The sequence below is a fragment of the Bacillus sp. FSL W8-0183 genome (genome assembly GCF_038006825.1).
Classification (GTDB): Bacteria; Bacillota; Bacilli; order Bacillales; family Bacillaceae; genus Bacillus; species Bacillus altitudinis.
Genome location: NZ_JBBOVY010000001.1, coordinates 3,643,356 through 3,668,849, shown reverse-complemented (window position 1 = coordinate 3,668,849; position 25,494 = coordinate 3,643,356). Strand labels below are relative to the sequence as shown.

Here is a 25,494-nt window from a genome sequence, read left to right as displayed (position 1 = left end):
GCAGGCAGGGGAGGAGACAAAGGGAATGGCGATTGATATTTTTGAAAAGCTAGAACAGCTGATTCAATATGGGGTTAATAAAGAGCTGATCTCACCACTGGATATGGATTATACAAGGAACCGGTTGCTAGAGGTGCTTGGTCTCGATGATGCTGAGCCAAGAACAGTCTCAGGAGACAGCGACCTTGAAGACATCTTAATGCCGATGCTCGATTGGGCAGTTGAAACAGGTCTTATTCCTGACGGGACAGATACGTATCGTGATTTATTAGATGCCAAAATCATGGGCTGCTTGGTGGCGCCTCCGAGTGTCATCTATGCAAAGTTTGAAGAGAAACGCAAGCATTGCGGACCAAAGGCAGCGACAAGCTGGTTTTATGAAATGCAGCAGCATGCCCACTATATTCATACAGGCAGAATCGCCAAAAATGTGCAGTGGTTTACACCGACAGAAGATGGTGAGCTTGAGATCACGATTAATCTATCGAAACCGGAAAAGGACCCAAAAGCGATCGCTGAAGCCAAAAAGCTGAGTCAAAAGCAATATCCTCTTTGTCTCCTTTGTAAAGAAAACGTTGGGTTTGGGGGACGCATCAATCACCCAGCAAGACAGAATCACCGGATTATTCCGGTGACACTTACAAATGAGTCGTGGTTTATGCAATTCTCGCCGTATGTGTATTACAACGAACATTGTATTGTGTTCAAGGGCGAGCATGAACCAATGCAGATATCTAAAAAGACCTTCGAGCGTCTGCTTTCCTTCATATCTATATATCCGCACTATTTCATAGGATCAAATGCGGATCTTCCCATTGTTGGAGGTAGCATATTAAGTCATGACCACTTTCAAGGTGGTGCTCATGAATTTCCGATGGCGAAAGCAAAGATGGAAGAAGTGTTTTCTCTCGAAAAGTTTCCGAGGGTGAAGGCGGGTATTGTGAAATGGCCGATGTCAGTGATCAGGCTTCAAAGCAGCGACCAGCAGACGCTTGCGGAGGCAGCGGATTTTATATTACATGAGTGGAAAATGTATTCAGATCCAGAAGCGGGGCTGTTCTCTCATACAGGAGAGACCCCGCACAATACCATTACACCAATTGCACGCCGTCATGGGGATGAGTACGAATTAGATCTCGTGCTACGAAATAACCGTACAGATAAGCAGCACCCCGACGGAATCTTCCACCCGCACAAAGAAGTTCATCATATTAAAAAAGAGAATATCGGTTTAATTGAGGTCATGGGTCTCGCCGTCCTTCCTGGAAGATTAGCAGAGGAATTAAGCCAGCTAAAAGCGGCGTTGCTATCCAAAAACCCTCTTGAAGAAATCAAAGCCTGCCCGTCTATCATGAAGCACGAGTCATGGGCAGAGCGTCTGATCGAAGAGAATACCTTTACGAAAGACAACGTAGAAGCCATTTTACAAAAAGAAATCGGCCTCATTTTTTCTCGTATACTCGCGCAGGCGGGTGTGTTTAAAAGAACAGAGCAAGGGAAAACAGCATTTAAACGTTTCATTCAAACACTCCATACAGGCAGGTGATGAGTTGATGATTGAACAGGTAAGAACTTTAATGGAAGAAAAACAACTCGACGGTGTTCTGATTCAAAAGCGTAATAACTTTTCTTGGCTTACAGGAGGAAGAAGAAACCACATTGTGTTAAATACGCCAGAGGGCGTTTGTCAGCTACTTGTGTTGAAAGACGATATTGTCCTAGTTGTGAATCAAATGGAAGAAAAACGAATCATTGAAGAAGAAATGGCGTATTTTGACCATCCCTTTCAAGTCGTCACAATGGATTGGTTTGAGGATGAGACTCCTTACATTCAAACACTCATAAAAGACAAACGAATCGGTGCGGACATTCAAATGGAAGGAGTGGAATGGATCGAACCTGATTTGTCTCGTGTTCGATCGATCCTTTCAGCGCCTCAGCTCAGCCAATACGAAACCCTTTGTCATGACACAGCTGTTATTGTAGAAAGTGTTTGTCAAGAAATCGTTCCAGGGCAGACGGAGCATGAAATTGCTTCGCTTGTTGCTCAAAGAGCGATCGGGCAGGGGATGACGATAGAAGTGCTGCTTGTGGCAACAGATGACCGGATTCATCAATATCGCCACCCGATCCCAACAGAAAAAGCACTTCAAAAGCATGCACTGGTTGTCCTTTGTGCTGAACGGCATGGACTCGTGGCAAATGTCACAAGATCCGTTTACTTTGGACAGCTACCAAAGGAGCTTGAAGAAAACAAGGAAAGGCTTGCGCGAATTGACACGGTCATGAATGCGGCTACTCGTCCAGGGAACACCATTGGAGATGTATTGAAGGCCGGCATTGCTCAATATGAAAAAGAAGGATTTCCTGATAGCTGGAAAAAGCTTCACCAAGGAGGCAAGACTGGATTTGTGTCTAGAGAGATCATTGCAGTTCCTACATCGGTGGAAGAGATCCAGCTTCATCAAGTATTCACTTGGAATCCTTCCTTACCAGGATTGAAATCAGAAGATACGATGGTCGTCGAGAAAGAAGGAAATCGCTTTTTAACCTATACAGGCAAGTGGGCGTATATAGACATAGAACATGAAGGAAGCATCTATAGACGACCAGACATTTTGGTGAGAGACGAATAATGAGAAGCCGGCGATGAGCCGGTTTTTTGCTGGAAGTCTTTAGTGAGTTTCCACTCATTTATCACCATTACCAATCATTACAGCGCATAGGCGGAGGATCGATACTTTCTTTTCTTGTCGACTTGCGTTAAAATGAGTAAGGTTTTTGTTAAATATGGGGATACCTATTTTAGAATTGTTTACCTAGATAAAATTTCATTAAGTTAAATTGAAATTTGACCAAACTTTTTTATTGTGGTAAACCTAAATTTGACAAAGTTCTTGATTGTTTGTCCTTTGCCTTCAACTCTCAACTTTTCAAATTCCTAGAAATTTATTGTGTGTGCAATAATATAAATTTATGGCGAATTTATGACATTTCAATAGAAATCTGTTGAAAAATAAATGAACTTTTGAAAAAAGGGGAGCTAACTCCAACAGATTTTGATAGCATTACAAAGGGAAGAAAAGTTTTCGAAGGCAGATGGCTTTTCACAATTATTCAGCAATTTATACATTATTTAAGGAAGGATGGTGATCTTCTTGTTCAGAGCCATTAAACCTATGCTTTTATTAGCGATGCTCGTGAGTGTTTTTGTATTAGGAGGTTGCAGCAATATCGCTGTTTTAGATCCTAAAGGACCAGTCGCAGCACAACAAAAAGACTTAATCCTATTATCTATTGGATTCATGCTCTTTATCGTTGGTGCGGTATTTGTACTGTTTACCATCATTTTGGTTAAATACCGTGAGCGTAAGGACGTTGGAAACGCCTCTTATAACCCAGAACTACACGGGAATACGCTTCTAGAAGTTGTCTGGACAGTGATCCCAATATTAATCGTTGCTGCCCTTTCAGTTCCAACTGTAAAAACCATTTACTCTTTGGAAGAGGCGCCTCAAGCAACAAGTCATAAAGATCCACTTGTCGTTTATGCTACAGCAGTTGATTGGAAATGGATCTTCAGCTATCCAGAGGAAAATATTGAAACAGTGAACTACTTAAACATTCCAAAAGATCAGCCGGTTTTATTCAAAATCACTTCCGCTGATACAATGGCATCACTATGGATTCCTCAGCTAGGCGGGGAGAAGTATGCGATGGCTGGAATGGAAATGGAACAATATCTTCAAGCTGATGAAGTAGGCACATATGAAGGAAGAAACGCCAACTTCACAGGCGAAGGCTTTGCTCAGCAAAAATTCAAAGTCAATGCGATGACGCAGTCTGACTATGATAAATGGGTAAGCAAAACGAAAAAAGAAGCACCGAAGTTAACGAAGAAAACGTATGACTACTTGATGCTTCCTGATGCTGCAGATGTGCAGACATTCTCATCAACACATTTATCTTTTGCGAAGCACGGAGAGGATTCTGAATATGCACTCCAAGCACGCAAACGTTTAGGTTACCAATCAGTTTCTCCGCATTCCAAGACAGATCCTTTCGAGAATGTGAAGAACTATAAAAGAAAACTAGAAAACGAATAAACTGACTAAGGAAAGGAGGAGGCCGTTATGCATTTAAAATGGGATGAGTTTTTTGTAACTGGAGACCCATTAATTCTTGGTGCGCAAATTTCTATCGCTCTTACTTCCATTGCTATTGTGTTTGTTTTAACCTACTTCAAAAAGTGGAAATGGCTCTGGAAAGAATGGCTGACATCAGTTGATCATAAAAAGCTTGGAATCATGTATATCCTTGCTGCTGTGATTATGTTCTTCCGCGGTGGGGTAGACGGACTGATGATGCGCGCGCAGCTGGCGCTTCCTAATAATACGTTTTTAGATTCAAACCACTATAATGAAATTTTCACAACGCATGGTACGATCATGATTTTATTCATGGCGATGCCATTCTTAATTGGTTTAATCAACGTCGTGGTTCCTCTTCAAATTGGTGCACGTGACGTTGCATTCCCGTATTTGAACAACTTGAGCTTCTGGACATTTATGGTCGGAGCAATGCTGTTCAACATTTCCTTCGTTATTGGAGGATCACCAAGTGCAGGCTGGACGAGTTACATGCCGCTCGCCGGAAATGATTTCTCACCAGGACCTGGACAGAACTACTACTTGCTCGGGCTCCAAATTGCAGGTATTGGTACACTAATGACAGGTATTAACTTCATGGTGACCATCTTAAAAATGCGTACAAAAGGTATGACGCTTATGCGTATGCCGATGTTTACATGGACAACATTGATCACGTCTGTCATTATCGTTTTCGCATTCCCTGTTTTAACAGTTGCTTTAGCACTTATGACATTCGATCGTTTATTCGGTTCAGCATTCTTTACACTCGAAGCGGGCGGTATGCCAATGCTTTGGGCGAACCTTTTCTGGATTTGGGGACATCCTGAGGTATATATCGTTATCCTGCCGGCTTTCGGTATTTTCTCAGAAATCTTTGCGACGTTCTCAAGAAAGCAGTTGTTTGGTTACAAAGCGATGGTTGTATCGATTGTGGCAATCTCTGTTCTTAGTTTCCTTGTGTGGGTTCACCACTTCTTTACAATGGGGAACAGTGCAGCGGTTAACTCATTCTTCTCGATCACAACAATGGCGATTTCTGTACCAACAGGTGTGAAAATCTTTAACTGGCTCTTTACAATGTATCGAGGCCGTATCAGTTTTACATCCCCAATGCTTTGGGCACTTGGTTTCATCCCGAACTTCGTAATCGGTGGTGTGACTGGGGTTATGCTTGCGATGGCAGCTGCGGATTACCAGTACCATAATACGTACTTCCTTGTATCCCACTTCCACTATGTATTAATCGCAGGTACTGTCTTTGCATGTTTTGCTGGTCTTGTTTTCTGGTATCCAAAAATGTTTGGTTACAAGTTAAACGAAAGAATCGGCAAATGGTTCTTCTGGGTATTCATGATCGGATTTAACATCTGTTTCTTCCCGCAGTACTTCTTAGGACTGCAAGGAATGCCAAGACGTATTTATACGTATGGACCAGAAGATGGCTGGACTGCACTAAACTTTATTTCAACAATTGGTGCATTCATGATGGGTATCGGATTCATCATCCTTTGCTATAACATTTACTACAGCTGGAGACACGCGAAACGTGAAGTGTCTGGAGACAGCTGGGGAGAAGGACGTACACTTGACTGGGCGACATCTTCTGCAATTCCGCCGCATTATAACTTTGCAGCACTTCCAGAAGTGACGACACCAGATGCATTCCATCATTGGAAGCAAAACAATGTTGACGTTCATCCTGAAAAAGAATTCAAGAAAATTCACATGCCGCACAATTCAGGCAGACCGCTAATCATGTCTGCATTCTTCGGACTTGGTGCATTCGGTCTTGTATTTGAATGGTACTGGATTGGCGTTATCGGCTTAATCGGTGTATTCGCAACAATGATTTTACGTTCATTTGAATATGACGATGGCTACTATATTCCTGTTGAAGAAGTGATTGAAACAGAGAAAAAGAATAAGGAGGCGCAGAAGTAATGGGACATAATGATAGCAGCTATGCAAATGCACCGCTTGAATATCAGTCTGAAACAGGACGTTTAAACATCCTTGGTTTCTGGATATTCCTTGGCGCGGAAATCGTGTTATTCTCAACACTTTTTGCGACCTACTTTGTTCTTCATGGCAGAACAGCTGGCGGCGTTTTGCCAGCTGAGCTATTTGATATGAAGCTTGTATTGATCATGACATTCCTGCTATTGGTGAGTTCATTTACATGTGGGATTGCCGTTCATGAAATGCGCCGTGGAAGTACAAAAGGGGTTGTCATTTGGACGATTCTGACACTGCTTCTAGGTGCAGGCTTCGTTGGTTTTGAGATTTTCGAATTCTTCCATTATGTACATGAGGGTGCGAGCATCCATACAAGTGCATACTGGTCTGCATTCTTTGTTCTTTTAGGAACTCACGGATTACACGTATCCATCGGTATCTTCTGGATTACAGGTGTCTTGTTCCAAATTAAAAAACGTGGATTAACACCACAAACAGCAGCGAAGATCTTTATCTCAAGTCTATACTGGCATTTCCTTGATGTTGTATGGATTTTCATCTTCACAGCTGTGTACTTGATCGGATTAGGGGGGCTTTTGTGATATGGCTGGAAAAACACATTCCTCAGCAGAGCACGAACACTTCCCTTGGAAACACGTAGTCGGCTTCATTCTCTCCATTGTGCTAACCATCTTAGCATTCTGGATTGCTATCGGAGCTGAAATTGGCAGTTCCGCAAAACTATGGATTATCTTTGGTTTTGCCTTCATTCAAGCATTCTTGCAGCTGTTCATGTTCATGCATATGACAGAGAGTGAGAACGGGACTGTTCAAGTCGGAAATACTTTGTTTGGTCTGTTCTGTGCGATCATTTTCGTCATCGGGTCTGTTTGGATCTTCGCGGCTCACTACAGCCACGGAGAGAACAGCAAAGACGGTTATTCACCATCTGCGCCAAAGCAGTCTGAGCATTCAGAGAAATAATAAAAAACCACTCGTCTTTCATAGATGAGTGGTTTTTATGCTGATTGTGATAACGCTTCCAATTAATGATGCAATATCTATCTGCTGCTGAATCTTTTGCGAATGAATGGAAGTCCATAGATGAGGAATGCTGCAATGTGAGCCAGAATCACGTTAATGGCAAAGAATGCGATCATGAAGGTATGTCCTGCTGGAGATAAACTGCTTGTCATGTAAAGACCGAAGAAAATCCACATAATCATGATGGGTGGAATAGATGCTAATGCAATCTTTCTGTTTTCCAACCATAAAAACAGGGGTGTAGCTGTTGCAATACATAGGTACGCAAAGAACATATCCATCGTATCCAACTCCTTTGTAAGTTGATGTTCAATTCAAATGAGAGGTCAGGATGCAATTGTGTCTGTTTTTAGGAGATATTGTGAACATTTTGTTACAAATATTATACCACAATTGACTTTGAAGTAAACTCAATAATTGGAAAATGGGCCTTATTCCGCAGAAATTGTTTTTTTCTTATACCTCAGTTAAGCTTATGCTGGCAAGATGTTAACCTTTCATATCGCCACATAAGTCATTGAATTTTCCCCTTAAAATCTGTAAAATAATCTTTTTAAAGGACTTATGATCGGTTGTCATGATAGAGTAGAAAGGGATTTTTTCCTATTATTAGGATGAAAAGTATTTCATTTTTTGAAATTAGAATGGAACCTTTCAGGTGTCACTTCCGTCATATTTAAGGTGAGTTGCTTTTGTGAAAATTTCAATCTAATATAAATAAGGGCTTTTATGTTTTGTAATAAGGGTGGTTAGTTCATGAACAAGCAGAATACATCTCCTTACTATCAAGGAGATTTGATTTTTATATTTTTAGCCTTCTTTGCCATCAGTGTCATCGCTATTTATGCTGCGGGACAGTTTGGGCAATATGGATCTAATGCATGGACCAGACAGATCATTTACTACATGGTCGGGGTCATCTGTATTGTGGCTATTAATTACTTCGATCTGGAACAATTAGAAAAGTTAAGTCTATATATTTTTATAGGCGGCATTATGCTCTTAATTCTTTTGAAAATTGCCCCTGCACAAATTGCAGGTCATGATTTTGCTCCAATTAAAAATGGTGCAAAAAGTTGGTTCGTGTTACCGGGAATTGGAACATTTCAGCCTTCAGAGTTCATGAAAATTGGTTTGATTATGATGCTCGCCTCTGTCATTGGGAAGGCAACCCCAAGAGGAAAACGAACATTAGAAGATGATATTTTCCTACTATTAAAAATTGCCGGCGTGGCTGCTGTACCAGTCGGACTCATCTTTTTGCAAGATGCAGGTACGGCTGCGGTATGTATGTTTATTGTCGTTGTCATGGTCTTTTTATCAGGGGTCAACTGGAAATTGATCTCTCTCATCGGTTCAGTGGTTGTGCTCTTAGTTGCCGCTGTGTTAGCCGTGATTATTCTATTCCCTGATTTCGCACAAAAGATCGGGATTCAGCAGTATCAGATCAACCGGATTACCGCTTGGCTGCCTGATAGTTCTTCGACAGCTAACCAAGCCCAGACACAGGATGCATCTGGATCGGATAAATATCAAGTCGAGCAAGCCATTATGGCAATTGGGGCAGGACAAATTTTCGGGAACGGTGTTAAGAACTTAAAAGTATATGTTCCAGAAGCTCAGACAGATATGATTTTCTCTATCATAGGGGAAGCTTTTGGTTTTGTCGGCTGCGCATTTGTGGTCATCATGTTCTTCTTCCTGATTTATCGGCTTGTTGTACTGATCGACCGTATCCATCCTTATAGCCGGTTTGCGTCATTTTTCTGTGTAGGATATACAGCATTGATTGTCATCCATACATTCCAGAACATTGGTATGAACATAGGCGTCATGCCTGTAACGGGGATACCGCTCTTATTCATCAGCTTCGGGGGAAGCTCTGTTTTATCTGTTCTTATTGGATTTGGTATCGCCTATAATGCAAGTGTTCAATTAACGAAATATCAAAGTTATTTATTTAAATAAAACGGGTAAAGGGCAGTCTAAGCGTAGGCTGCCTTTTTGGCGTGAGTTCTAACTTTTGAAAAGTAATATTCATTTGACTTATGATAGTAGGAGTGAAGGAGGTCTTCGAATTGAATAAAACGATAGAAACCATCTTAAATCATCGGTCCATCCGTTCGTTTACAGATGAGCGTCTGACAATGGAAGAGGTGCTGACACTTATTAAAAGTGCACAGGCTGCTTCGACATCAAGCTATGTACAGGCGTATAGTATCATTGGTGTAACAGATCAGGAGAAGAAGGCGAAGCTTGCTGAACTGGCTGGAAATCAGCCATACGTTGAGAAGAATGGGCATTTTTTTGTTTTCTGTGCAGACTTGAAACGCCACGACTATATCGCAAAAAAAGCAGGAAAGAACCATCAAGAAGCGCTTGAGAATACTGAAGCCTTTCTTATCAGTGTGATTGATGCGGCGCTCGCTGCGCAAAATGTCAGTGTCGCCGCAGAATCTATGGGACTTGGCATCTGCTATATCGGCGGACTGCGTAATCAGCTGAAGGAAGTATCCGAGTTACTTGAAACGCCTTCCTATGTGCTGCCGCTATTCGGTCTGGCCATAGGACATCCTGCCAATCCATCATCTCAAAAGGAACGGCTGCCCGTTGAGCTGATCTATCATGAAAACACATATCAGCAAGACGAAGCTCATGTGGATCGTTATTTAAAAGAATACGATGATCGTATTTCATCATATTATGAAGAACGAACAAACGGTGAGAGAAAAGATACATGGTCTGAGCAAATGCTTCGAGGCTTTAGCCAGCCAAAACGTGCTTTCCTCGGAGATTTTGTGAAAGAGAAGGGCTTTAATCGAAAATAAATCAGGAAATCCCCCTTTCGAGTGAGAGAGGGGGATTTGTGTAAGAGGTGCGACATCATGAAATTAAGTATACTGGATCAATCTCCTTTGATTGGAGATGCGACGCCTGCTGAGGCGCTGAAGCAAACAGTCGAGCTGGCGAAGCAGGCAGAGAAATGGGGCTATCATCGTTTTTGGGTATCAGAGCATCACTTTTCAAACCGGCTCGCAGGATCGAGTCCAGAGGTGCTTCTCGGTCATTTATCAGCTGTGACGTCACATATCCGTATTGGCTCAGGCGGTGTCATGCTTCCTCACTACAGTGCCTATAAAGTAGCAGAGAACTTCAGAGTGCTCGAAGCCTTGGCTCCGGGCAGAATTGATCTTGGCATTGGACGTGCTCCTGGAGGTATGCCGATCTCCTCCATTGCCCTTCATCATGGAGAACGGAAGCGACTTGGTGATCAATACCCTGAGCAGGTAGAAGAATTAAGGGTGTATTTACATGATTTAGCCGATGAATTTTATCCGCTGCCTCACCTGACTGCTTCTCCGAAGGTAGAAACTGCCCCAGAGGTATGGATGTTAGGTTCTTCTGGAGGAAGTGCACGGCTTGCCGCAAAAGTAGGTGCAGGCTATACGTTTGCTCTTTTCATTAATGGAGAAGGCGGAGAAGACTCTGTGTCGCAGTATATCAGCCGATTTGAACCTTCAGAATTTGGTGATGAGCCGCGTGTCAGTCTTGCGGTCTTCGTTTTATGTGCAGAAACAGAGGAACAGGCAGAAAAATTGGCTGTCAGCTTAGATTTATCATTATTAGCTAACGAACAAGGACAGAACCTTGGTGGCTTTCCTTCATTTGAACAGGCAAAGGCCTATTCCTACAGTCCATATGAACAAAAACGAGTAGCAGCCAATCGACAGAGAATGGTTGTTGGCACGCCGTCCTCTGTGAAGCAGCAGCTGACAGCACTCGCAAAGGCGTATCGTACAGATGAAGTGATCGCTGTGACCATCACACATCACATGCAAGACCGTCTCACATCGTATCGTTTATTAAAAGAAGCTTTTGATGTATAACGTATGTCATTTTACCATTTGCGCAGCCAATAAAAGGGATAGAGGAGCATCATGGTGAGAATAAAGGCAGCTGTCACCGCCAAGCTAAGCGGATAAATGCAGGTGGTATAGACAGTCAGTTCACATGCTTGATGAAAAGGACGAGGCTGTTTTGCATGTAAAAAGGTAAAAAAATAAACCAAGGTGATCGTGAGAAAAAAAGCTGTCATAAAAGAAACGATCCATAGCCATATCAACATGAATTTCTCTTTCCTCCATACATGATAGAAAAGCCTTGTTGAGCTGATGGGCTCATACAAGGCTTTTTATGTGATTCTTGTTTATTCAGGATAAATATCGAATGGTTCTTTCGTTTGAACCGTATCTGATTTACCTTTCAGGCTCGCATACGCAAGCATTGTATACTCACCTGCTTCTAACTTCTGTCCTTTATTGATCGTGCCATTCCATTTCACACGATGCTCTCCTTTATCAACATGTTGATAAACTCCTGCTTCACCTAAATACTCTCCATCTGTCGAGTAGACGAGGAATGCAAGGTTCTCAGCACCACCTGGGAGATAGCTGCTAATAACATAGCTTCCAGCACGGTTATCCGGCTCTACAGAAACCGAAGTGACGCGCGGGTAATCAGGCTCTTTTACAATCAATAAAGTAGGGATTTCAGTGACCTTTCTGCCATTTTCGCGAATGGTGATACTGCCTTGGTACGTTCCTTTTTTCGTTTTTCCATAATTCACTTGTACTGCGGAAGTAAAGGACCCTGTGGAATTCCCTTTCACTGTGATTTTTTTCGTGCCGTTTGTGCTAATGCCGTTGCCATCGAACTTGTAATCAATGGTATAGGTTTTCGGTGCTTTTGACAGGTTTTCTACTTTGAACTTCTTCGTTTTGATTTGAACGCCCTTTTCTTTTAAGAAAGTGCCGTACGAATAGCTTGCATCAGACACAATAGAAGACGCTTGAAGTGATTCGATGATTCGAACGCTGCCTGTGCCCTGCGTATTGTGAGGGAACGGGTTAGCATTTGGATCATACAATGTTTCTGCTGTATTCATCATTAACGCTTTAATTTGTTCTGTAGAATAGGATGGTTTTGCTTGTTTAATAATCGCTGCTACTCCGGCTACATGAGGAGATGCCATGCTTGTTCCTTGCTTCGATCCATAGCCGTATGGCTGAGAAGGATCGTGTGTCGGAATGGTGCTGACAATACTCACGCCAGGTGCTGAAAGATCTGGTTTGATCATCCACGTATCGACAACAGGTCCGCGAGATGAGAAGTCAGCGACTTGTTCACTTAACTCTTTCACAAATTGAATCGAGAAAGTTGTTGTATTGTTACCAGCCTCAATGGCTTTAACAAGTGCTGTTCCTTCCGCTTTTGACAGCTTAATCGTCGGAAGGGCTAGACCTGGTACATCCACAGGGATTTCTCCATCGGTATTGTTGTACATGACAACGCCGATCGCACCAGCAGCTTTCGCATTGTCCACTTTATCAACAAAGGCAATGGCTCCACGTTCAATCACTGCTACCTTTCCTTTGACATCGATGTTTTCAAAAGCTTTTTCGTCACCGATGCCTGCTTGGACGAGTGTGACTTGTTTTTGGTCAAGTGCTTTTAAATCATTTTCTTGATAGTAGCCCATCACTTTTGCTGTTGAATAGTTCGGGAATTTCACGTTGTATAGACTGTACGGAAGCTGAGTGGCTCCGACAGAAATAGCATCTCTTGATGTCCCAGGAGATCCAACGGTCCAGCTGTTTGGCCCGCTGTTTCCGTTTGATGTCACAGCGACAACCCCTTCAGACATGGCCCAATCCAGTGCGATGCTTGTTGCATAATCAGGGTTATTCACACTGTTTCCAAGAGAAAGGTTCATGACATCGGCTCCGTCAGTGACAGCCCGGTCGATGCCTGCAAGGACATTTTCAGTTGTTCCTGATCCGCCTGGTCCAAGGACACGATAGGCGAGAAGGGTAGCATCTTTTGCGACACCTTTAATTTGTCCATTTGCCGCAATTGTTCCTGCGACATGTGTACCATGATCTGTCGATTCGCCTCTAGGATCTCCTTTTGGTGTTTCTTGTGGAGAATAGTCATTATCAACAAAGTCATAGCCTTTGTATAATCCGAAGTTTCCTTTTAAATCAGGGTGGGTATAATCTACTCCAGTATCAATGACAGCGACTTTTACTCCTTTTCCAGAGTAGCCGGCATCCCAAGCTTTTGGGGCACCGATAAATGGAGCACTTTTATCCATGAGTGGAGAGACATCCTCATGAGGAAGCTGGACGCTTTTCTTTTTCACTTCATCTGTTTGATATGTAACATCCGGATAAACGGCTTTTACTCCGTCAACTGCGAGCAGTTTCGGGATTTCGTTTGCAGGAAGTTTCATAGAGAAACCAGAGAAGACTTTTTCATATTCTTGACGAACACTCGCTTTATCTAACTTTTTGAGTGCTGCATTCTTTACTTTAGTTCGAGATTTTTTGAGGGAGGCTTTTGTTTGTGCTTCGCCTTCTTGCTTGGCTTCAACTAAGGATTTTTCCTTTAATTCAACAATGACAGTGGTGTGTTTTCTAGACTTAACATTGATTTCGCCGAAGATTTCTGCTTTTTCCAGTTCCACCTGTTTGTTCGATGGAGCGGCAGCAGCCTGACCTGAAAAGAATGTGGATAAGGTAAAAATAGTGGAGAACAATAGAACAGAAGAACGAGAGATTACTTTTTTCAATTAATTTTCCCCTTTCTAGCTGTGTATTTAGGGAGATAGCCTTTCTTTTTGTGGATAAATAGGAAAGATTCACTGCCCGTTATTAAGTATTCCATACGATGAAACCAATTCCTTTACTGAAATGGTCTTATTTTACATAGTCATAAAGAACTATTTTGTTTATAAAGTCACACTTATGCACAATAATCTGTTGATAACTCAATTATTCAGATATATATATGGAAAATAAAAAAATCTCATACACAAAATCTAGTAAGAGGGTGTTGATATGTGGATAAACCCTGTTGATAAGATGTGCTTATCTTTGGGATAGTGTGTGTATAAAATTTTCATAGAAACATTGTGGAACATGATCATCTTCTGCACTTTTCAACAAAACTTCTGAAAACTAGTTCGTTTTTTCACCCAGATTGTGACAAACCTCTCTTTTTTCTCGGGATATGATAGGAACAGTTAATTTGCTAGAACTGCTAGATTCTAAGGAAATCGGAGGGATGTTCAGTGAAGAAATGGAAGAACTGGTTGAGTGTATGGTTTGGTTTTGTGATGAATGTGCTTGTGAATCCTGGTGAGCTGCTGAAGAAGCAAGGGGTTAAAGTGGCAGCAGTGGATGGAGGATTCTTTCTTGCGGTGAATGAGAGAAAGCTAGAGAAACTGGCAGATGAAAAGAAGAAGAAGCGCAGGATAGAAAAGCCGTTTCAAGAAAGTCTGATGATGCTTTATGAAAAAACAACGAGGGAGGCGCGTGCCGGTCCGCTCTTATCTTTACAGAAAAGTTGAAACAGGGTAAAATCCCACATAAGACACGTTATCTGTGGGAGAGGATGCCCCTTGAAGATATATAAAATATTGAATAACAATGCAGTGGTTGTAAAGGAGGGTGATCAGGAGAAAATTGTGATGGGGCCCGGAATTGCTTTTCAGAAGGGGAAAAATGACGTCGTTCCCGTTCAAAAAATAGAGAAGATTTTTGTTGTGCGTGAAGAAAATGAGAAGTTTAAACAAATTCTTGCGACATTGCCAGAAGCGCATATTGAGGTGGCAGAGCATATTATTAGTTATGCAGAGGGTGAACTCATGATGCCGCTCAGTGATCATATCCACATTTCACTGACAGATCATTTATCCTTTGCCATTGAACGCGTTCAAAAAGGCATTGTGCTATATAATAAATTGCTTGGTGAGATCAAAGTCTTATATAAGCAGGAATATGATATTGGAAAGTATGCCATTCGTTATGTAAAGGAGCGGCTTGGGGTTGACCTGCCGGACGATGAGGCAGGGTATGTGGCACTTCATATTCATACGGCCAAAATGAATACGGAGTCCATGAAGAAGACGGTCAAATACACAACGATGATCAAAGAAATGATCGAGCATATCGAAAGCGTTTTTGAGCGCTCGATTGATGAGGATAGTATTTCATATCAGCGGCTTGTGACACATTTGAGGTATGCATTGGGCAGGTTGGAATCGAATGAAGCATTTCAAATCATGGACGATGACATGCTGACTTTTATCCAAACAAAGTATGATTCGGCTTACCGGTGTGCACTTGGACTGGCTGATTTGCTGAAAAAAGAATATGGACTTCATCTCCCTGAATCGGAGATCGGCTACATCACGCTGCATGTCCAGCGTCTGCAGGATGCCGAATTGGTGTAAAGGTTGTGCCTGTCCGCAGGCTTTTTTTTATGCACACTACTCTAATTAGTGTATATGGGTCATTTGATTCGAAAAAATAGGTTGACGCAGGTCGCGCTCTTATACTATGATGAAAGCGTAATCAAAAATCAATATCGTGGGATTGTGACTGTCAGGCAGGCAAGACCTAAAATTTGCGTAACGAGGGGACGTGTATGTCCTTTAATCGTTAGTGAATTTTAGGTCTTTTTTGTTTTAAAAAAAGGGGGAGACAACATGGATTATCAAAAAACAGCCAAAGAATTAACAACATTATTAGGCGGCAAAGAAAATGTCATTAGCGCAACACATTGTGCCACACGACTCCGATTGGTGATGAAAGATGAGGCGTTGATTGACAAAGATGCCATTGAAGAACTTGAGGGTGTGAAGGGTGCCTTCTCAAGCTCGGGTCAATTCCAGATCATATTTGGAACAGGTTCTGTCAACAAAGTATATGAGCCTTTTGCTCGTGAGGCGGGTCTTGAGGCAGACGACGAGAATCAAAAACCTGCCAGCCATGATGAAGCCGTGAAGCAAAAAATGAATCCACTTGCACGTTTTGCCAAGACGCTATCGAATATTTTTGTACCAATCATTCCAGCGATTGTAGCAAGCGGTTTATTAATGGGCCTATTAGGTATGATGAAAGCCTTCAAATGGGCTGATCCAAGCTCTGCCATCTTCCAAATGCTAGATATGTTCTCAAGTGCTGCCTTTATCATTTTACCGATTTTAATTGGGGTTAGTGCAGCCAAAGAGTTTGGTGGAAATCCATATTTAGGAGCTGTCATTGGGGGCATTATGATTCACCCGAGCTTGCTGAATCCATGGGGACTGACAGACGCAAAACCAGAATATATGCATCTATTCAATTTTGATATTGCGCTTCTTGGTTACCAAGGAACGGTCATTCCCGTGTTATTGACTGTGTATATCATGTGCGTGATTGAAAAGAATTTAAGAAAAGTTGTGCCGAACAGTATTGATTTACTTGTGACGCCGTTTGTGACGGTGATTGTGACTGGATTTGTGACGTTTATTGCTGTAGGACCGCTAGGGAGAATGCTTGGTACAGGAATCTCAAATGCACTCACTTATGTTTATGACCATGCAGGATTCTTAGCTGGACTTATTTTTGGAGGCGCTTATTCTTTAATTGTACTGACAGGTGTTCATCACAGCTTCCATGCGATTGAGGCAGGACTTCTAAATGATATTGGACGGAATTATTTGCTGCCGATCTGGGCCATGTCTAACGTCGCTCAAGGCGGAGCAGGGCTAGCGGTCTTTTTCTTAGCAAAGCGTGCAAAAACGAAAGAAATTGCATTACCAGCAGCATTTTCTGCTTTCTTAGGTATTACTGAGCCGGTCATATTCGGTGTGAATCTTCGTTATCGTAAGCCATTTATTGCTGCAATGATCGGAGGTGCATTAGGCGGGGCGTTTGTCGTCTTCACAAAGGTAGCCGCCAACGCTTATGGTTTAACAGGGATTCCGATGATTGCAATTGCAGCCCCATTTGGTTTACAAAATGTGGTAAATTATGTTATTGGTATGTTAATAGCTGTTGCTGTTTCATTTATTCTTACCATCATCTTTAAAGTCAAAGAAGTCGAAAAATAATCAAGGAGTGGTCACAGTGATGACAACAACGGACGCAGCACTTCGTCAAAAGGTAACAGATCGTATTCGAAACTATGAGCATTTGGTGAAAAAAGATGTGTACCGTCAGAACTTCCATTTAATGCCGCCAGTCGGTCTTTTAAATGACCCGAATGGATTGATTCAGTGGAAGGGAGTCTACCATGTGTTTTATCAATGGCAGCCATTTAAAACAGGACATGGGGCAAAATTCTGGGGTCACTACACATCAACCGATCTAGTGAATTGGCAGCATGAAGAGGCTGCCCTCACGCCAAGTGATTGGTTTGATCAAAATGGCTGTTATTCTGGCAGTGCAGTCATTGACGATGGTCGTATGTACGTGATGTATACCGGAAATGTCCGTGACGAGCAAGGGAACCGTGAGACATATCAATGTTTAGCTGTGTCAGAGGATGGGGTTCATTTTGAGAAAAAAGGTGTCGTGGCGACTTTGCCAGCGGGATTCACTGCACATTTTCGTGACCCGAAGGTGTGGAAGCGGAATGGAAAGTGGTACATGGTCCTTGGAGCACAAAGTGAAGATCTCAAAGGACATCTTGTCTTATTTACATCTGATACATTAGACAATTGGACGTTTCAAGGCATTATTGCAGGCAGTGGAAAGAATGGATTAGACCATTTCGGATACATGTGGGAATGTCCAGATCTGTTTGAATTAGACGGTCAGGATGTATTGATCGTGTCACCACAGGGGCTGAAGCCTGATGGATTCAAATACAACAATACACATCAATCTGGTTATTTTGTTGGTACATTGGATGATCGTACCTACCAATATACGCATGGAGCGTTTGAGGAGCTGGATCGTGGCTTTGACTTTTATGCACAGCAGACTTTCCAAGATGAATCGGGCAGACGCATTTTAATGGGATGGATGGGTGTACCAGATCAAGGGGAAGAGCATCACCCAACTGTCTCTTATCAATGGATCCATTGTTTGACGATTCCGAGACAGCTTCGTTTAGATGATGAAGGGCGTCTTATTCAACAGCCGGTAAGTGAACTTCGATCTATGCGGACAAATGAGCAGGAGCATGTTTTTCACGTTAAACGATCTGTTCACTCCATTCCTGTTGAAGATTTGACGAGCGCAGAGGTATTCATTGATCAAATTGAAACACAAAAAGGATTTGAATGCTGTATCCGTGCTGCTGCTCGTATCATTTATGATAAAGATGAAGGCAAACTAACGTTAGAGCGAGATCGATTTGAAGATCGAACAAAGGAAGTTCGTGAAGTAGAAATTGATGAATTACAGGATTTGCATATCTTTATTGATGCATCATCGATTGAGATTTTTGTCAACGGAGGCCGGGAAGTATTTACTGCACGTTACTTTCCTTCCCCGGGAAATAAATCAATCTCCATCAGTGGTAGAAATGAAACGAAGCTTAAATTGAAGACGTGGCATTTGCAAAAAGAAGCAGATCATTGATCTGCTTTTTCTAGTGAGATCAGCCTGTATCTTAAAGCCTATATCATGTATATACAAGGTTGGCCTGAAGCGGTTTGATGACGTTTTACATATATGATAACAGGTTCAATTATGGTATCATTTTAAAATATATACAGCTGAGGCTGACGTTTATCCAAATGCGGTAGGACAAAAAGGGGTTGTTTACTTGAATTCAAAACAGCAGCCGACGACTAGAAAACGCTTGGAGACAATGGCAGATCATGTTGAAGATAAACGTGAAGAATATAAAGAATTGCTGATTCAAGTCCAATCTATTCTCGGTGAACCTTCTCTAGAGCAGGAAGAATTAAAAGAGAAGCTGTCAGATACGTATAAACAAATGAAAGAATATGCCTTATTTGTTGAATCCATTGAAGCCTTTATTCGAAAAATGGCGAAAGAATCTGATCAGCAAAAGTAGGTAAAAAAGTATGGTGAAAGAGTGTACCTGGGTGCGGGTATGCTTTTTTTATTTAAAGATTATCTATGTCAGTTTTATTCTAAATCTTAATGTATGAAGATAAATAGAAATTTGTAGATAGAATATTTAATGTATATGAGTTATAAAAGTGCAAGAAACATTACAATGCGGAAGGATAACCATTCTTCTCAAAACAGAGAACTGATATCCATATTTTATTTAATATATGAGTAGATAGTAAAAATAATCCTAAGGTCTGTCTTAGGATTATTTTTTGAGATTCTTTTATGTATTTCTTGAACCCACTTTCAATCCAGTAAAGTGAGATCAATTATTGTATTTTGTATCTTATTGAATTGTGGAATTTATTTTTATGGCTTTAATAATAGTTTTTGATCTCCGTATATAACATCTCTTCTAGTTTTTTTTCCTCTAGTATACTAAGGACTGTTACAGCTTTTTCAGTATACTCTTCAGGTGAAGCCATGTTTAAGTTTTTTAGACATATCCCTTTACGACCATAGCAGATGGCCATCTCCCTGTATGCACCATGTCTTTTACAGAGAGGGATTGCTTCTTCTAATACAACTAATGCCGACTTAAATTTATTGTATTTTATTAAAAGAAGCGAAAAATTAACTCGAATATTAATTTCAATTTTATAAGTATCTTGAAAATTCTTATATTTATTAAGTCTTTTCAATGCATTCTTTGCTATATGTATAGCCGTTTCTATAGGAAATATAAAAAGTATAGAGTTTATCAGTCTAATATCAATCAGGTACCAATTTTCATGCTTAGAAAGACGTTCCCAAACAGTATCTACGTGATTGCGTGCTTGTTCAATACTACCCGTTTCATGGAGCACTATTAAAGCTGTACAAATACATTGAATATCACTGACCAATTGGTCCTCCGAATCTGATAGCAACCTTTCAGATTCTGTTATCAATTGTCTTAATTTGTTTGGATGATTGAAAGTCGTACGAAAAAAATCGTTAATAAACTTTTGCCTTCGAGTATATTGAAAATCGTTCATAATATAGTGAAACTCATCTAAAGAAACGTCTACTTTTTCCAGTAAAGCCATAAAAGATGACGCAAGTATGTCGATTCGATGTAGTTCAAACTTTGAATAAGCACTTTGTGATAGTAAACCACTAGAAACATAATGCTGAGTATATCCTTTGTTCTTTCTAATTGATCGCATAGTCCGTCCTATATTGTTAAGCAATTTTAATGTCCCCTTTCAGTCTTATTTGACTAAAATGTTATGAATGGTTCACACCATAATATAATAAATCCTGGAAAATGAAAAAAGCGTAGAGAACTATTTATAAACAGCATTACAAATATAGAGGAGGGTTGACTAAATGATAATTTGGGCTTTAATCACTACAATAGTATCTTTTATTTTAATTTTTAATTTTTGGAATGAAGATAGAAAAACATCATATGTATTCATAATGGCGACAATTTTTCTTATTTTCCTTGACCTTGGTTTAATATTTATTTGAGTATTAAAATTGTGTTTATTTTGCGGGTTGAAATATGAATATTTGTCGTGATGATGATTTCTCGCCTAATATTAATAACTGCTTCTATAAACTTTAAAGAATACTTAGGTAATAGAGAAGTAATCGTCGATGTTGTTGTACCGAAATAAAAAATTTCTTTTGAGATGAAATCAGGAGAAGTTCGACTTAAAGAGTACCAAAAATTGTCGCTTTATGTGAACTCTATGTTCCACGGAAGATGTGGAAAGGTATCTTTGGAAAAGATAGTATCAAAACGAATTAAGATTGATTAAATCAAATGAATGGAACATTCGGAGTTTATAAAAATAGGTGAATTCAGGAAATATCTAAGTGGAAGAACTCTTATAATGACTGAGCGGAAGGCTTGTAATACTGATATAAGTTGAACCCCCAAAATTTACTTATTACATATAGAATGCAACAAATATAAAAAGGGAGTTCAACTATTGATGAATTGTGCAATATTAAAGGGCTGACTAGTTTACACATCAATACGCTCTGTAAGTTTTATAAATTACTTTGAAATTTATTTATACATATGGTTTATTGCGATAATTTCCCCCTTATTTGTCCAAACGATGTGCGGAATGTTTCGTTGGTCCGATGTATTCGTTTAGTTGGAACGAGCCTTTAATGGCAGCTGTGATGAATTCTTTTGCTGCATAAATGGCTTCTTTCACGTCTGAGCCGTTGGCTAGTTCAGCTGTGACTGCGGCTGAGAATGTGCAGCCTGCGCCGTGTGTGTATTCTGTGTCGATCTTATCTGTTTCAAGGCGTTCGAAGGTTTGTCCATCATAAAGCAAGTCAATCGCTTTATCTGGGCTTAGCTTACCGCCGCCAGTGATGACCACATATTTTGCACCAAGTTCATGGATGCGTTTTGCGGCTTCTTCCATTTGTTCCATCGTTTTGATCTCGCCAATGCCGCTTAATTGACCTGCTTCGAAAAGGTTAGGTGTGATAACTGTTGCCAGTGGTGTGAGCTTTTCGCGCAATGCTTCAGCGTGCTCTGGATAAAGGACTTCGTTCGCACCTTTACATACCATAACAGGATCAATGACGACATTTTTCAGCTCATATGTTTTGATCGTTTCAGCTGCGAGTTCAATGACGTCAACTGTTGGCAGCATACCTGTTTTTAACGCATCTACACCGATGCCTTCCACGATCGTCGAGAGCTGCGCGCGGATTGTTGATGTATCGATTGGAAACACTTGATGATCCCAGTTGTTATGAGGATCCATTGCAACGACAACGGTTAAAGCTGTCATCCCGTAGACGTTTTTTTCTTGAAACGTTTTTAAATCTGCTTGGATACCTGCACCGCCGCTTGAATCCGAACCTGCGATGGTGAGTGCTTTATTCATAGACATAGTTGCTGAACCTCCAATGTGATGTGTAACAGTTACTGTTCTATCCCTTATTATAATCAGCTTTTCCATTTATCACAATGAAACGGCATAAAAAAGCGTTCCACTCTTCATGGAACGCTCATTCTTTATCTTTTACAAATCACCAATTTCCCTTTTTTCAGCTCCTCTAAAAGCGTTAAGGCTAATTCTTGATCGGCGCCGGTCGACATCATTTTGGCCATCAGTTCATCATCCCTGGTGCGAATGACATTGGCGATCTGATCTAAAATCCCTTGATCGACAGCTGTCATGCTCTTTGATTCCGTATACTCAGTAACGTTATCAGAGCGTTCGGGGTCATACGCAAAAACAAACACATCGTCCTTTGCTGACTGTATCTGTTCGATCGTCTGTTTGGCTTCTTTACTATTCTCAACTGTGAAAAATTCCATTATCATCACTCCTTTTCATCAAAAATTCCCATTTTCTCGATCAATCAAACCGTCTTTTATATCATGAGAAGAAAGCCGATTTATGTTTTAATGAAAAAGACGAATCTATTAAAGGAGTTAGGCCGATATGAAGATTTCTTTATTAATTGTGACACATAACCGGCTGAGCGCATTGTGTGAACTGCTTGAATCCATCTCGAGACAAAGCGTACAGCCTTTTGAAATTGTGGTCGTAAATGATGCAGGAGAGCGAGTGGACGTGATTCAGGAACTCTATCCAGAGCTGCCAATCCGCTTGATTCATTTAGATGAGAATGTCCAGCATGTGAACGCAAGAAATGTTGGGGTGCGGGAGCTGACAGGTGACGTCATTATGCTGAGTGATGACGATGATTATTTTACGCCTTGTCATATTGAACGTATGAGCAAGGCGCTGGAAGACGCTGATTTTGTCTTTTCGGATGCGGAAATTGTTTCGTTTGAAGAACGAGGTGCGACTCGTTTTCCAGTATCAAGACGTTTGTTTGCTTATACAGCGGACATTGAGGACATGCGTGTTTTTTCTACATATGTTCCTTCTGGTAGTATGTACAAACGCCGCATACACGATGAGATCGGCTATTTTGATCCAGCGATGCATCACTACTGGGACTGGGACTTTTTCCTGCGTGTTACGCAGCATGCACGAGCCAAACGAGTGCCGACTGCCAGTGTGATCTATGCGTTCTTTGATGGTGGGGGCAATCAGTCGAGTGATCTTGGTGAAACAAGGAAGAACTATTTAGATGATCTGAGTGAAAAGCATGGGCTGGGTGATTTGCCGACAGCAAACTTTGCTGTCCTATTAGAAGAACCAGCGATGAAAAAACGAGAATCAGAGAGTGAGATTGTATGGGATGGAAAACCGATGATCTCAAGATTGGCACAGCAGACAGAAGGAGGACAACCGCAATGAAGCCATTTTTAAATGATAGCTGGTGGGCTGTGATGAAAAGTGAATTTGAACAGCCATATTATCAGGAATTACGTGAGTGGGTAAAGGAAGAATATCGTACGCAGATCGTGTTTCCAAAGCCAGATGACATTTATCGTGCCCTCCATTTGACGTCGTATGAAGATGTGAAAGTCGTGATTTTGGGACAAGACCCTTATCATGGTCCAGGACAGGCACACGGATTAAGCTTTTCTGTTCAGCCTGGTGTCAAACATCCGCCATCTTTGAGAAATATTTTTCAGGAGCTAAAGGATGACCTGGGCTGTCCGGTCCCTAACCATGGCTCGCTTGTCAGCTGGGCAGAGCAGGGTGTTTTGCTGTTAAACACCGTGCTCACTGTAAGAAAAGGAGAAGCGAACTCGCATAAAGGCAAAGGCTGGGAACGTGTGACAGACCGCGTCATCGACGTCCTGAATGACCGAGATCAGCCAGTCGTTTTTGTGCTTTGGGGCAGACATGCGCAAAATAAAAAAGAACGAATTGATCAAAGCAAGCATTACATCATTGAGTCACCTCATCCAAGTCCTTTTTCTGCAAGAAACGGCTTTTTTGGCAGCCGTCCGTTCTCAAAAGTAAACGCCTATTTAAAGCAAATGGGGATCGATGAAATCAACTGGTGTATCAAGGACATCGAATCAAAATAGGACGAGGGAAAATCCCTTCGTCCTGTTTATTTTAAAAATTTGCGGACAATGTCGAGTCCGTTTTTCGCATTTGGATATCGGAAAGAAAAATCAAAGCGATTGGTCTGGCGCAGGACACTTTTTTCATGTGTAAAGGTGAAAAAGCTTTCTTTTCCATGATATCGTCCGATACCGCTTTCACCAACGCCTCCAAATGGTAAATATGGAGTGGCGACATGCATCAGTGTATCATTGATGCAGCCCCCGCCAAATGAGAGGTTGTCTAGAATATAGGATTCTGTTTCTTTATTTGTTGTAAATAAGTAAAGAGCGAGCGGCTTCGGTCTTGCCTTAATCATGTCAGCTGCCTCTTGAAGAGAGTCAAATGTGATGACAGGCAAAAGAGGTCCGAAAATTTCCTCCTGCATCACAGGATCTTCCCATGTAATGTGATCTAGAATGGTCGGTGCGATTTTGAGCTCTTGTTCATTACGCTGTCCACCTGTCACAATCGTGCCATTTGAGAGAAATTGTGAAAGTCGATCAAAATGACGCTGGCTGACATTTTTTCCGAAATGCGGATTTGTTTCAGGCTGGTCCCCGTAAAAGTCACGGATACAGGTCGTCATTTCACGCAATAGGTCCTCTTTGATCGATTCATGAACAAGTAAATAGTCTGGTGCAATGCATGTTTGACCAGCATTCGTGAATTTACCAAAGGTGATTCGCTTCGCAGCGAGTTTGATGTCTGCATCAGGCATGACAATGCATGGACTTTTTCCGCCGAGCTCAAGTGTGACAGGTGTGAGATGCTTTGCAGCCGCTTCCATGACAACTTTGCCGACGGCTACACTTCCAGTAAAGAAAATATAATCAAAAGGCAGTTTCAGAAGCTCTGTGCTGACATCCACACCGCCTTCAACGACCGCTGCAAGATCTTCTTGAAACACGCTTTCCACAATCGTGCCAATCACGTTTGAGACATGCGGCGTTAATTCTGACGGTTTTAAAGTAACGGCATTTCCGGCAGAAATGGCTCCAACTAATGGCGAAAGGGCCAATTGGAAAGGATAGTTCCAAGGGGCAATAATCAGAACACTTCCGTACGGTTCCTTAATGATCATACTTTTCGATCCGATATGGGTCAGAGGTGTTTTCGCGCGAGATGGTTTGGCCCATTTGTGAAGATGTTTGACGGTATGATTGATCTCTTCATATACCATGCCAATTTCTGTTGTATAGGCTTCCTGTTCGGATTTATGTAAATCATGGGCTAAGGCTTGTAATATGTCCTTTTCATGATGTTTAATGGCTTTTTTCAAATCGTTAAGAAGGCGGATTCGTTCTTGAACAGCTGGTGTTTGCACGTTTTTTTGTTTGTGAATGAGTTCAGTGAGTTTGCTCATCTTTCAGTCCTTTCAAAGACGATATTGTTTCTTTTTTATTATGTGTGAATCTTGGGTAAGGGTCAAATAAGAGGATCAGAAGCACACAGCTTTGAAAAAATGAACCCATTCGGTTTGTT

Annotated in this window: 23 protein-coding genes; 16 read left to right on the top strand and 7 right to left on the bottom strand. The window is 41.4% G+C overall.

Annotation, left to right across the window (positions count from 1 at the left end; genetic code table 11):
* The first annotated feature begins 25 nt into the window (after nt 1-25).
* The 6 genes from galT (at nt 26) to qoxD (ending at nt 7,091) form a co-directional block, all read left to right on the top strand.
* A complete protein-coding gene (gene galT / locus NSQ64_RS19360) occupies nt 26-1,546 on the top strand; it encodes a UDP-glucose--hexose-1-phosphate uridylyltransferase (protein WP_341017887.1) in 1,521 nt (506 codons plus the stop codon).
* Nucleotides 1,547-1,553: 7 nt separating this feature from the next.
* The gene (locus NSQ64_RS19355) at nt 1,554-2,636 is read left to right on the top strand and encodes a M24 family metallopeptidase (protein ID WP_341017885.1); all 1,083 of its coding nucleotides are present in this window, start codon (nt 1,554-1,556) and stop codon (nt 2,634-2,636) included.
* 513 nt (nt 2,637-3,149) lie between these two features.
* Nucleotides 3,150-4,106 carry a cytochrome aa3 quinol oxidase subunit II gene (qoxA, locus tag NSQ64_RS19350; RefSeq protein WP_108611116.1) on the top strand — a complete coding sequence of 319 codons (957 nt, stop codon included), beginning with the start codon at nt 3,150-3,152 and terminating at the stop codon, nt 4,104-4,106.
* A gap of 27 nt (nt 4,107-4,133) precedes the next feature.
* Nucleotides 4,134-6,092 carry a cytochrome aa3 quinol oxidase subunit I gene (qoxB, locus tag NSQ64_RS19345; RefSeq protein ID WP_007497822.1) on the top strand — a complete coding sequence of 653 codons (1,959 nt, stop codon included), beginning with the start codon at nt 4,134-4,136 and terminating at the stop codon, nt 6,090-6,092.
* Nucleotides 6,092-6,709 carry a cytochrome aa3 quinol oxidase subunit III gene (gene qoxC, locus NSQ64_RS19340; protein ID WP_007497820.1) on the top strand — a complete coding sequence of 206 codons (618 nt, stop codon included), beginning with the start codon at nt 6,092-6,094 and terminating at the stop codon, nt 6,707-6,709. Before qoxB ends, qoxC begins: the two co-directional genes overlap by 1 nt.
* Nucleotide 6,710: 1 nt before the next feature.
* The gene (gene qoxD, locus NSQ64_RS19335; RefSeq protein WP_007497818.1) at nt 6,711-7,091 is read left to right on the top strand and encodes a cytochrome aa3 quinol oxidase subunit IV; all 381 of its coding nucleotides are present in this window, start codon (nt 6,711-6,713) and stop codon (nt 7,089-7,091) included.
* A gap of 77 nt (nt 7,092-7,168) precedes the next feature.
* On the opposite strand, the gene NSQ64_RS19330 is transcribed toward qoxD, so the two are convergent.
* Entirely contained in the window at nt 7,169-7,432 is a 264-nt protein-coding gene (locus NSQ64_RS19330; protein WP_008345491.1) for a spore morphogenesis/germination protein YwcE, read from the bottom strand.
* 475 nt (nt 7,433-7,907) lie between these two features.
* Here NSQ64_RS19330 and NSQ64_RS19325 point away from each other — a divergent pair, with 475 nt between their 5' ends.
* The 3 genes from NSQ64_RS19325 (at nt 7,908) to NSQ64_RS19315 (ending at nt 11,038) form a co-directional block, all read left to right on the top strand.
* Nucleotides 7,908-9,119 carry an FtsW/RodA/SpoVE family cell cycle protein gene (locus NSQ64_RS19325; RefSeq protein WP_008345489.1) on the top strand — a complete coding sequence of 404 codons (1,212 nt, stop codon included), beginning with the start codon at nt 7,908-7,910 and terminating at the stop codon, nt 9,117-9,119.
* A 110-nt stretch (nt 9,120-9,229) separates the two neighbouring features.
* A complete protein-coding gene (nfsA, locus tag NSQ64_RS19320) occupies nt 9,230-9,979 on the top strand; it encodes an oxygen-insensitive NADPH nitroreductase (protein WP_341017882.1) in 750 nt (249 codons plus the stop codon).
* A 54-nt stretch (nt 9,980-10,033) separates the two neighbouring features.
* On the top strand, nt 10,034-11,038 hold the full coding sequence (locus tag NSQ64_RS19315) for an LLM class flavin-dependent oxidoreductase (RefSeq protein WP_341018374.1): 1,005 nt from the start codon (nt 10,034-10,036) through the stop codon (nt 11,036-11,038).
* Between the two features lie 11 nt (nt 11,039-11,049).
* Here the strand turns inward: NSQ64_RS19315 and NSQ64_RS19310 are convergent, their stop codons facing one another.
* Both NSQ64_RS19310 and NSQ64_RS19305 read right to left on the bottom strand, forming a co-directional pair.
* On the bottom strand, nt 11,050-11,277 hold the full coding sequence (locus tag NSQ64_RS19310; protein WP_024719490.1) for a hypothetical protein: 228 nt from the start codon (nt 11,275-11,277) through the stop codon (nt 11,050-11,052).
* 81 nt (nt 11,278-11,358) lie between these two features.
* Nucleotides 11,359-13,782 carry a S8 family peptidase gene (locus NSQ64_RS19305; protein WP_268363140.1) on the bottom strand — a complete coding sequence of 808 codons (2,424 nt, stop codon included), beginning with the start codon at nt 13,780-13,782 and terminating at the stop codon, nt 11,359-11,361.
* A gap of 501 nt (nt 13,783-14,283) precedes the next feature.
* Here NSQ64_RS19305 and NSQ64_RS19300 point away from each other — a divergent pair.
* From NSQ64_RS19300 to NSQ64_RS19280, 5 genes are all read left to right on the top strand, one after another.
* The gene (locus NSQ64_RS19300) at nt 14,284-14,562 is read left to right on the top strand and encodes a hypothetical protein (RefSeq protein ID WP_341017878.1); all 279 of its coding nucleotides are present in this window, start codon (nt 14,284-14,286) and stop codon (nt 14,560-14,562) included.
* Between the two features lie 51 nt (nt 14,563-14,613).
* Nucleotides 14,614-15,447, top strand: a complete 834-nt coding sequence (locus NSQ64_RS19295) for a PRD domain-containing protein (RefSeq protein WP_026050173.1) — start codon at nt 14,614-14,616, stop codon at nt 15,445-15,447.
* Nucleotides 15,448-15,702: 255 nt separating this feature from the next.
* Nucleotides 15,703-17,091: a sucrose-specific PTS transporter subunit IIBC gene (locus NSQ64_RS19290; RefSeq protein ID WP_008345474.1), complete on the top strand. Its 1,389-nt coding sequence runs from the start codon at nt 15,703-15,705 to the stop codon at nt 17,089-17,091.
* 19 nt (nt 17,092-17,110) lie between these two features.
* The gene (locus NSQ64_RS19285) at nt 17,111-18,568 is read left to right on the top strand and encodes a sucrose-6-phosphate hydrolase (protein WP_341017875.1); all 1,458 of its coding nucleotides are present in this window, start codon (nt 17,111-17,113) and stop codon (nt 18,566-18,568) included.
* 187 nt (nt 18,569-18,755) lie between these two features.
* The gene (locus tag NSQ64_RS19280) at nt 18,756-19,010 is read left to right on the top strand and encodes a hypothetical protein (RefSeq protein ID WP_008359596.1); all 255 of its coding nucleotides are present in this window, start codon (nt 18,756-18,758) and stop codon (nt 19,008-19,010) included.
* Between the two features lie 379 nt (nt 19,011-19,389).
* Here NSQ64_RS19280 and NSQ64_RS19275 read toward each other — a convergent pair whose 3' ends face one another.
* The 3 genes from NSQ64_RS19275 to NSQ64_RS19265 form a co-directional block, all read right to left on the bottom strand.
* Complete coding sequence (locus NSQ64_RS19275) at nt 19,390-20,244, bottom strand: helix-turn-helix domain-containing protein (protein WP_268381960.1); 855 nt, start codon at nt 20,242-20,244, stop codon at nt 19,390-19,392.
* 867 nt (nt 20,245-21,111) lie between these two features.
* Nucleotides 21,112-21,921, bottom strand: coding sequence for a bifunctional hydroxymethylpyrimidine kinase/phosphomethylpyrimidine kinase (locus NSQ64_RS19270; RefSeq protein ID WP_008343648.1), 810 nt, complete (start codon nt 21,919-21,921; stop codon nt 21,112-21,114).
* A gap of 125 nt (nt 21,922-22,046) precedes the next feature.
* Nucleotides 22,047-22,352 (bottom strand): general stress protein, encoded by a 306-nt coding sequence (locus NSQ64_RS19265; RefSeq protein ID WP_341017871.1) that lies wholly within the window; start codon nt 22,350-22,352, stop codon nt 22,047-22,049.
* A gap of 127 nt (nt 22,353-22,479) precedes the next feature.
* Between NSQ64_RS19265 and NSQ64_RS19260 the strand changes: the two genes are divergently transcribed.
* Nucleotides 22,480-23,307, top strand: coding sequence for a glycosyltransferase family 2 protein (locus NSQ64_RS19260; RefSeq protein WP_024719483.1), 828 nt, complete (start codon nt 22,480-22,482; stop codon nt 23,305-23,307).
* Nucleotides 23,304-23,990, top strand: coding sequence for a uracil-DNA glycosylase (locus tag NSQ64_RS19255; RefSeq protein WP_017360124.1), 687 nt, complete (start codon nt 23,304-23,306; stop codon nt 23,988-23,990). The genes NSQ64_RS19260 and NSQ64_RS19255 overlap by 4 nt, the downstream gene beginning before the upstream one ends.
* Before the next feature lie 26 nt (nt 23,991-24,016).
* Here NSQ64_RS19255 and NSQ64_RS19250 read toward each other — a convergent pair whose 3' ends face one another.
* Nucleotides 24,017-25,375, bottom strand: coding sequence for an aldehyde dehydrogenase (locus NSQ64_RS19250; protein WP_341017869.1), 1,359 nt, complete (start codon nt 25,373-25,375; stop codon nt 24,017-24,019).
* Nucleotides 25,376-25,494: the final 119 nt, after the last annotated feature.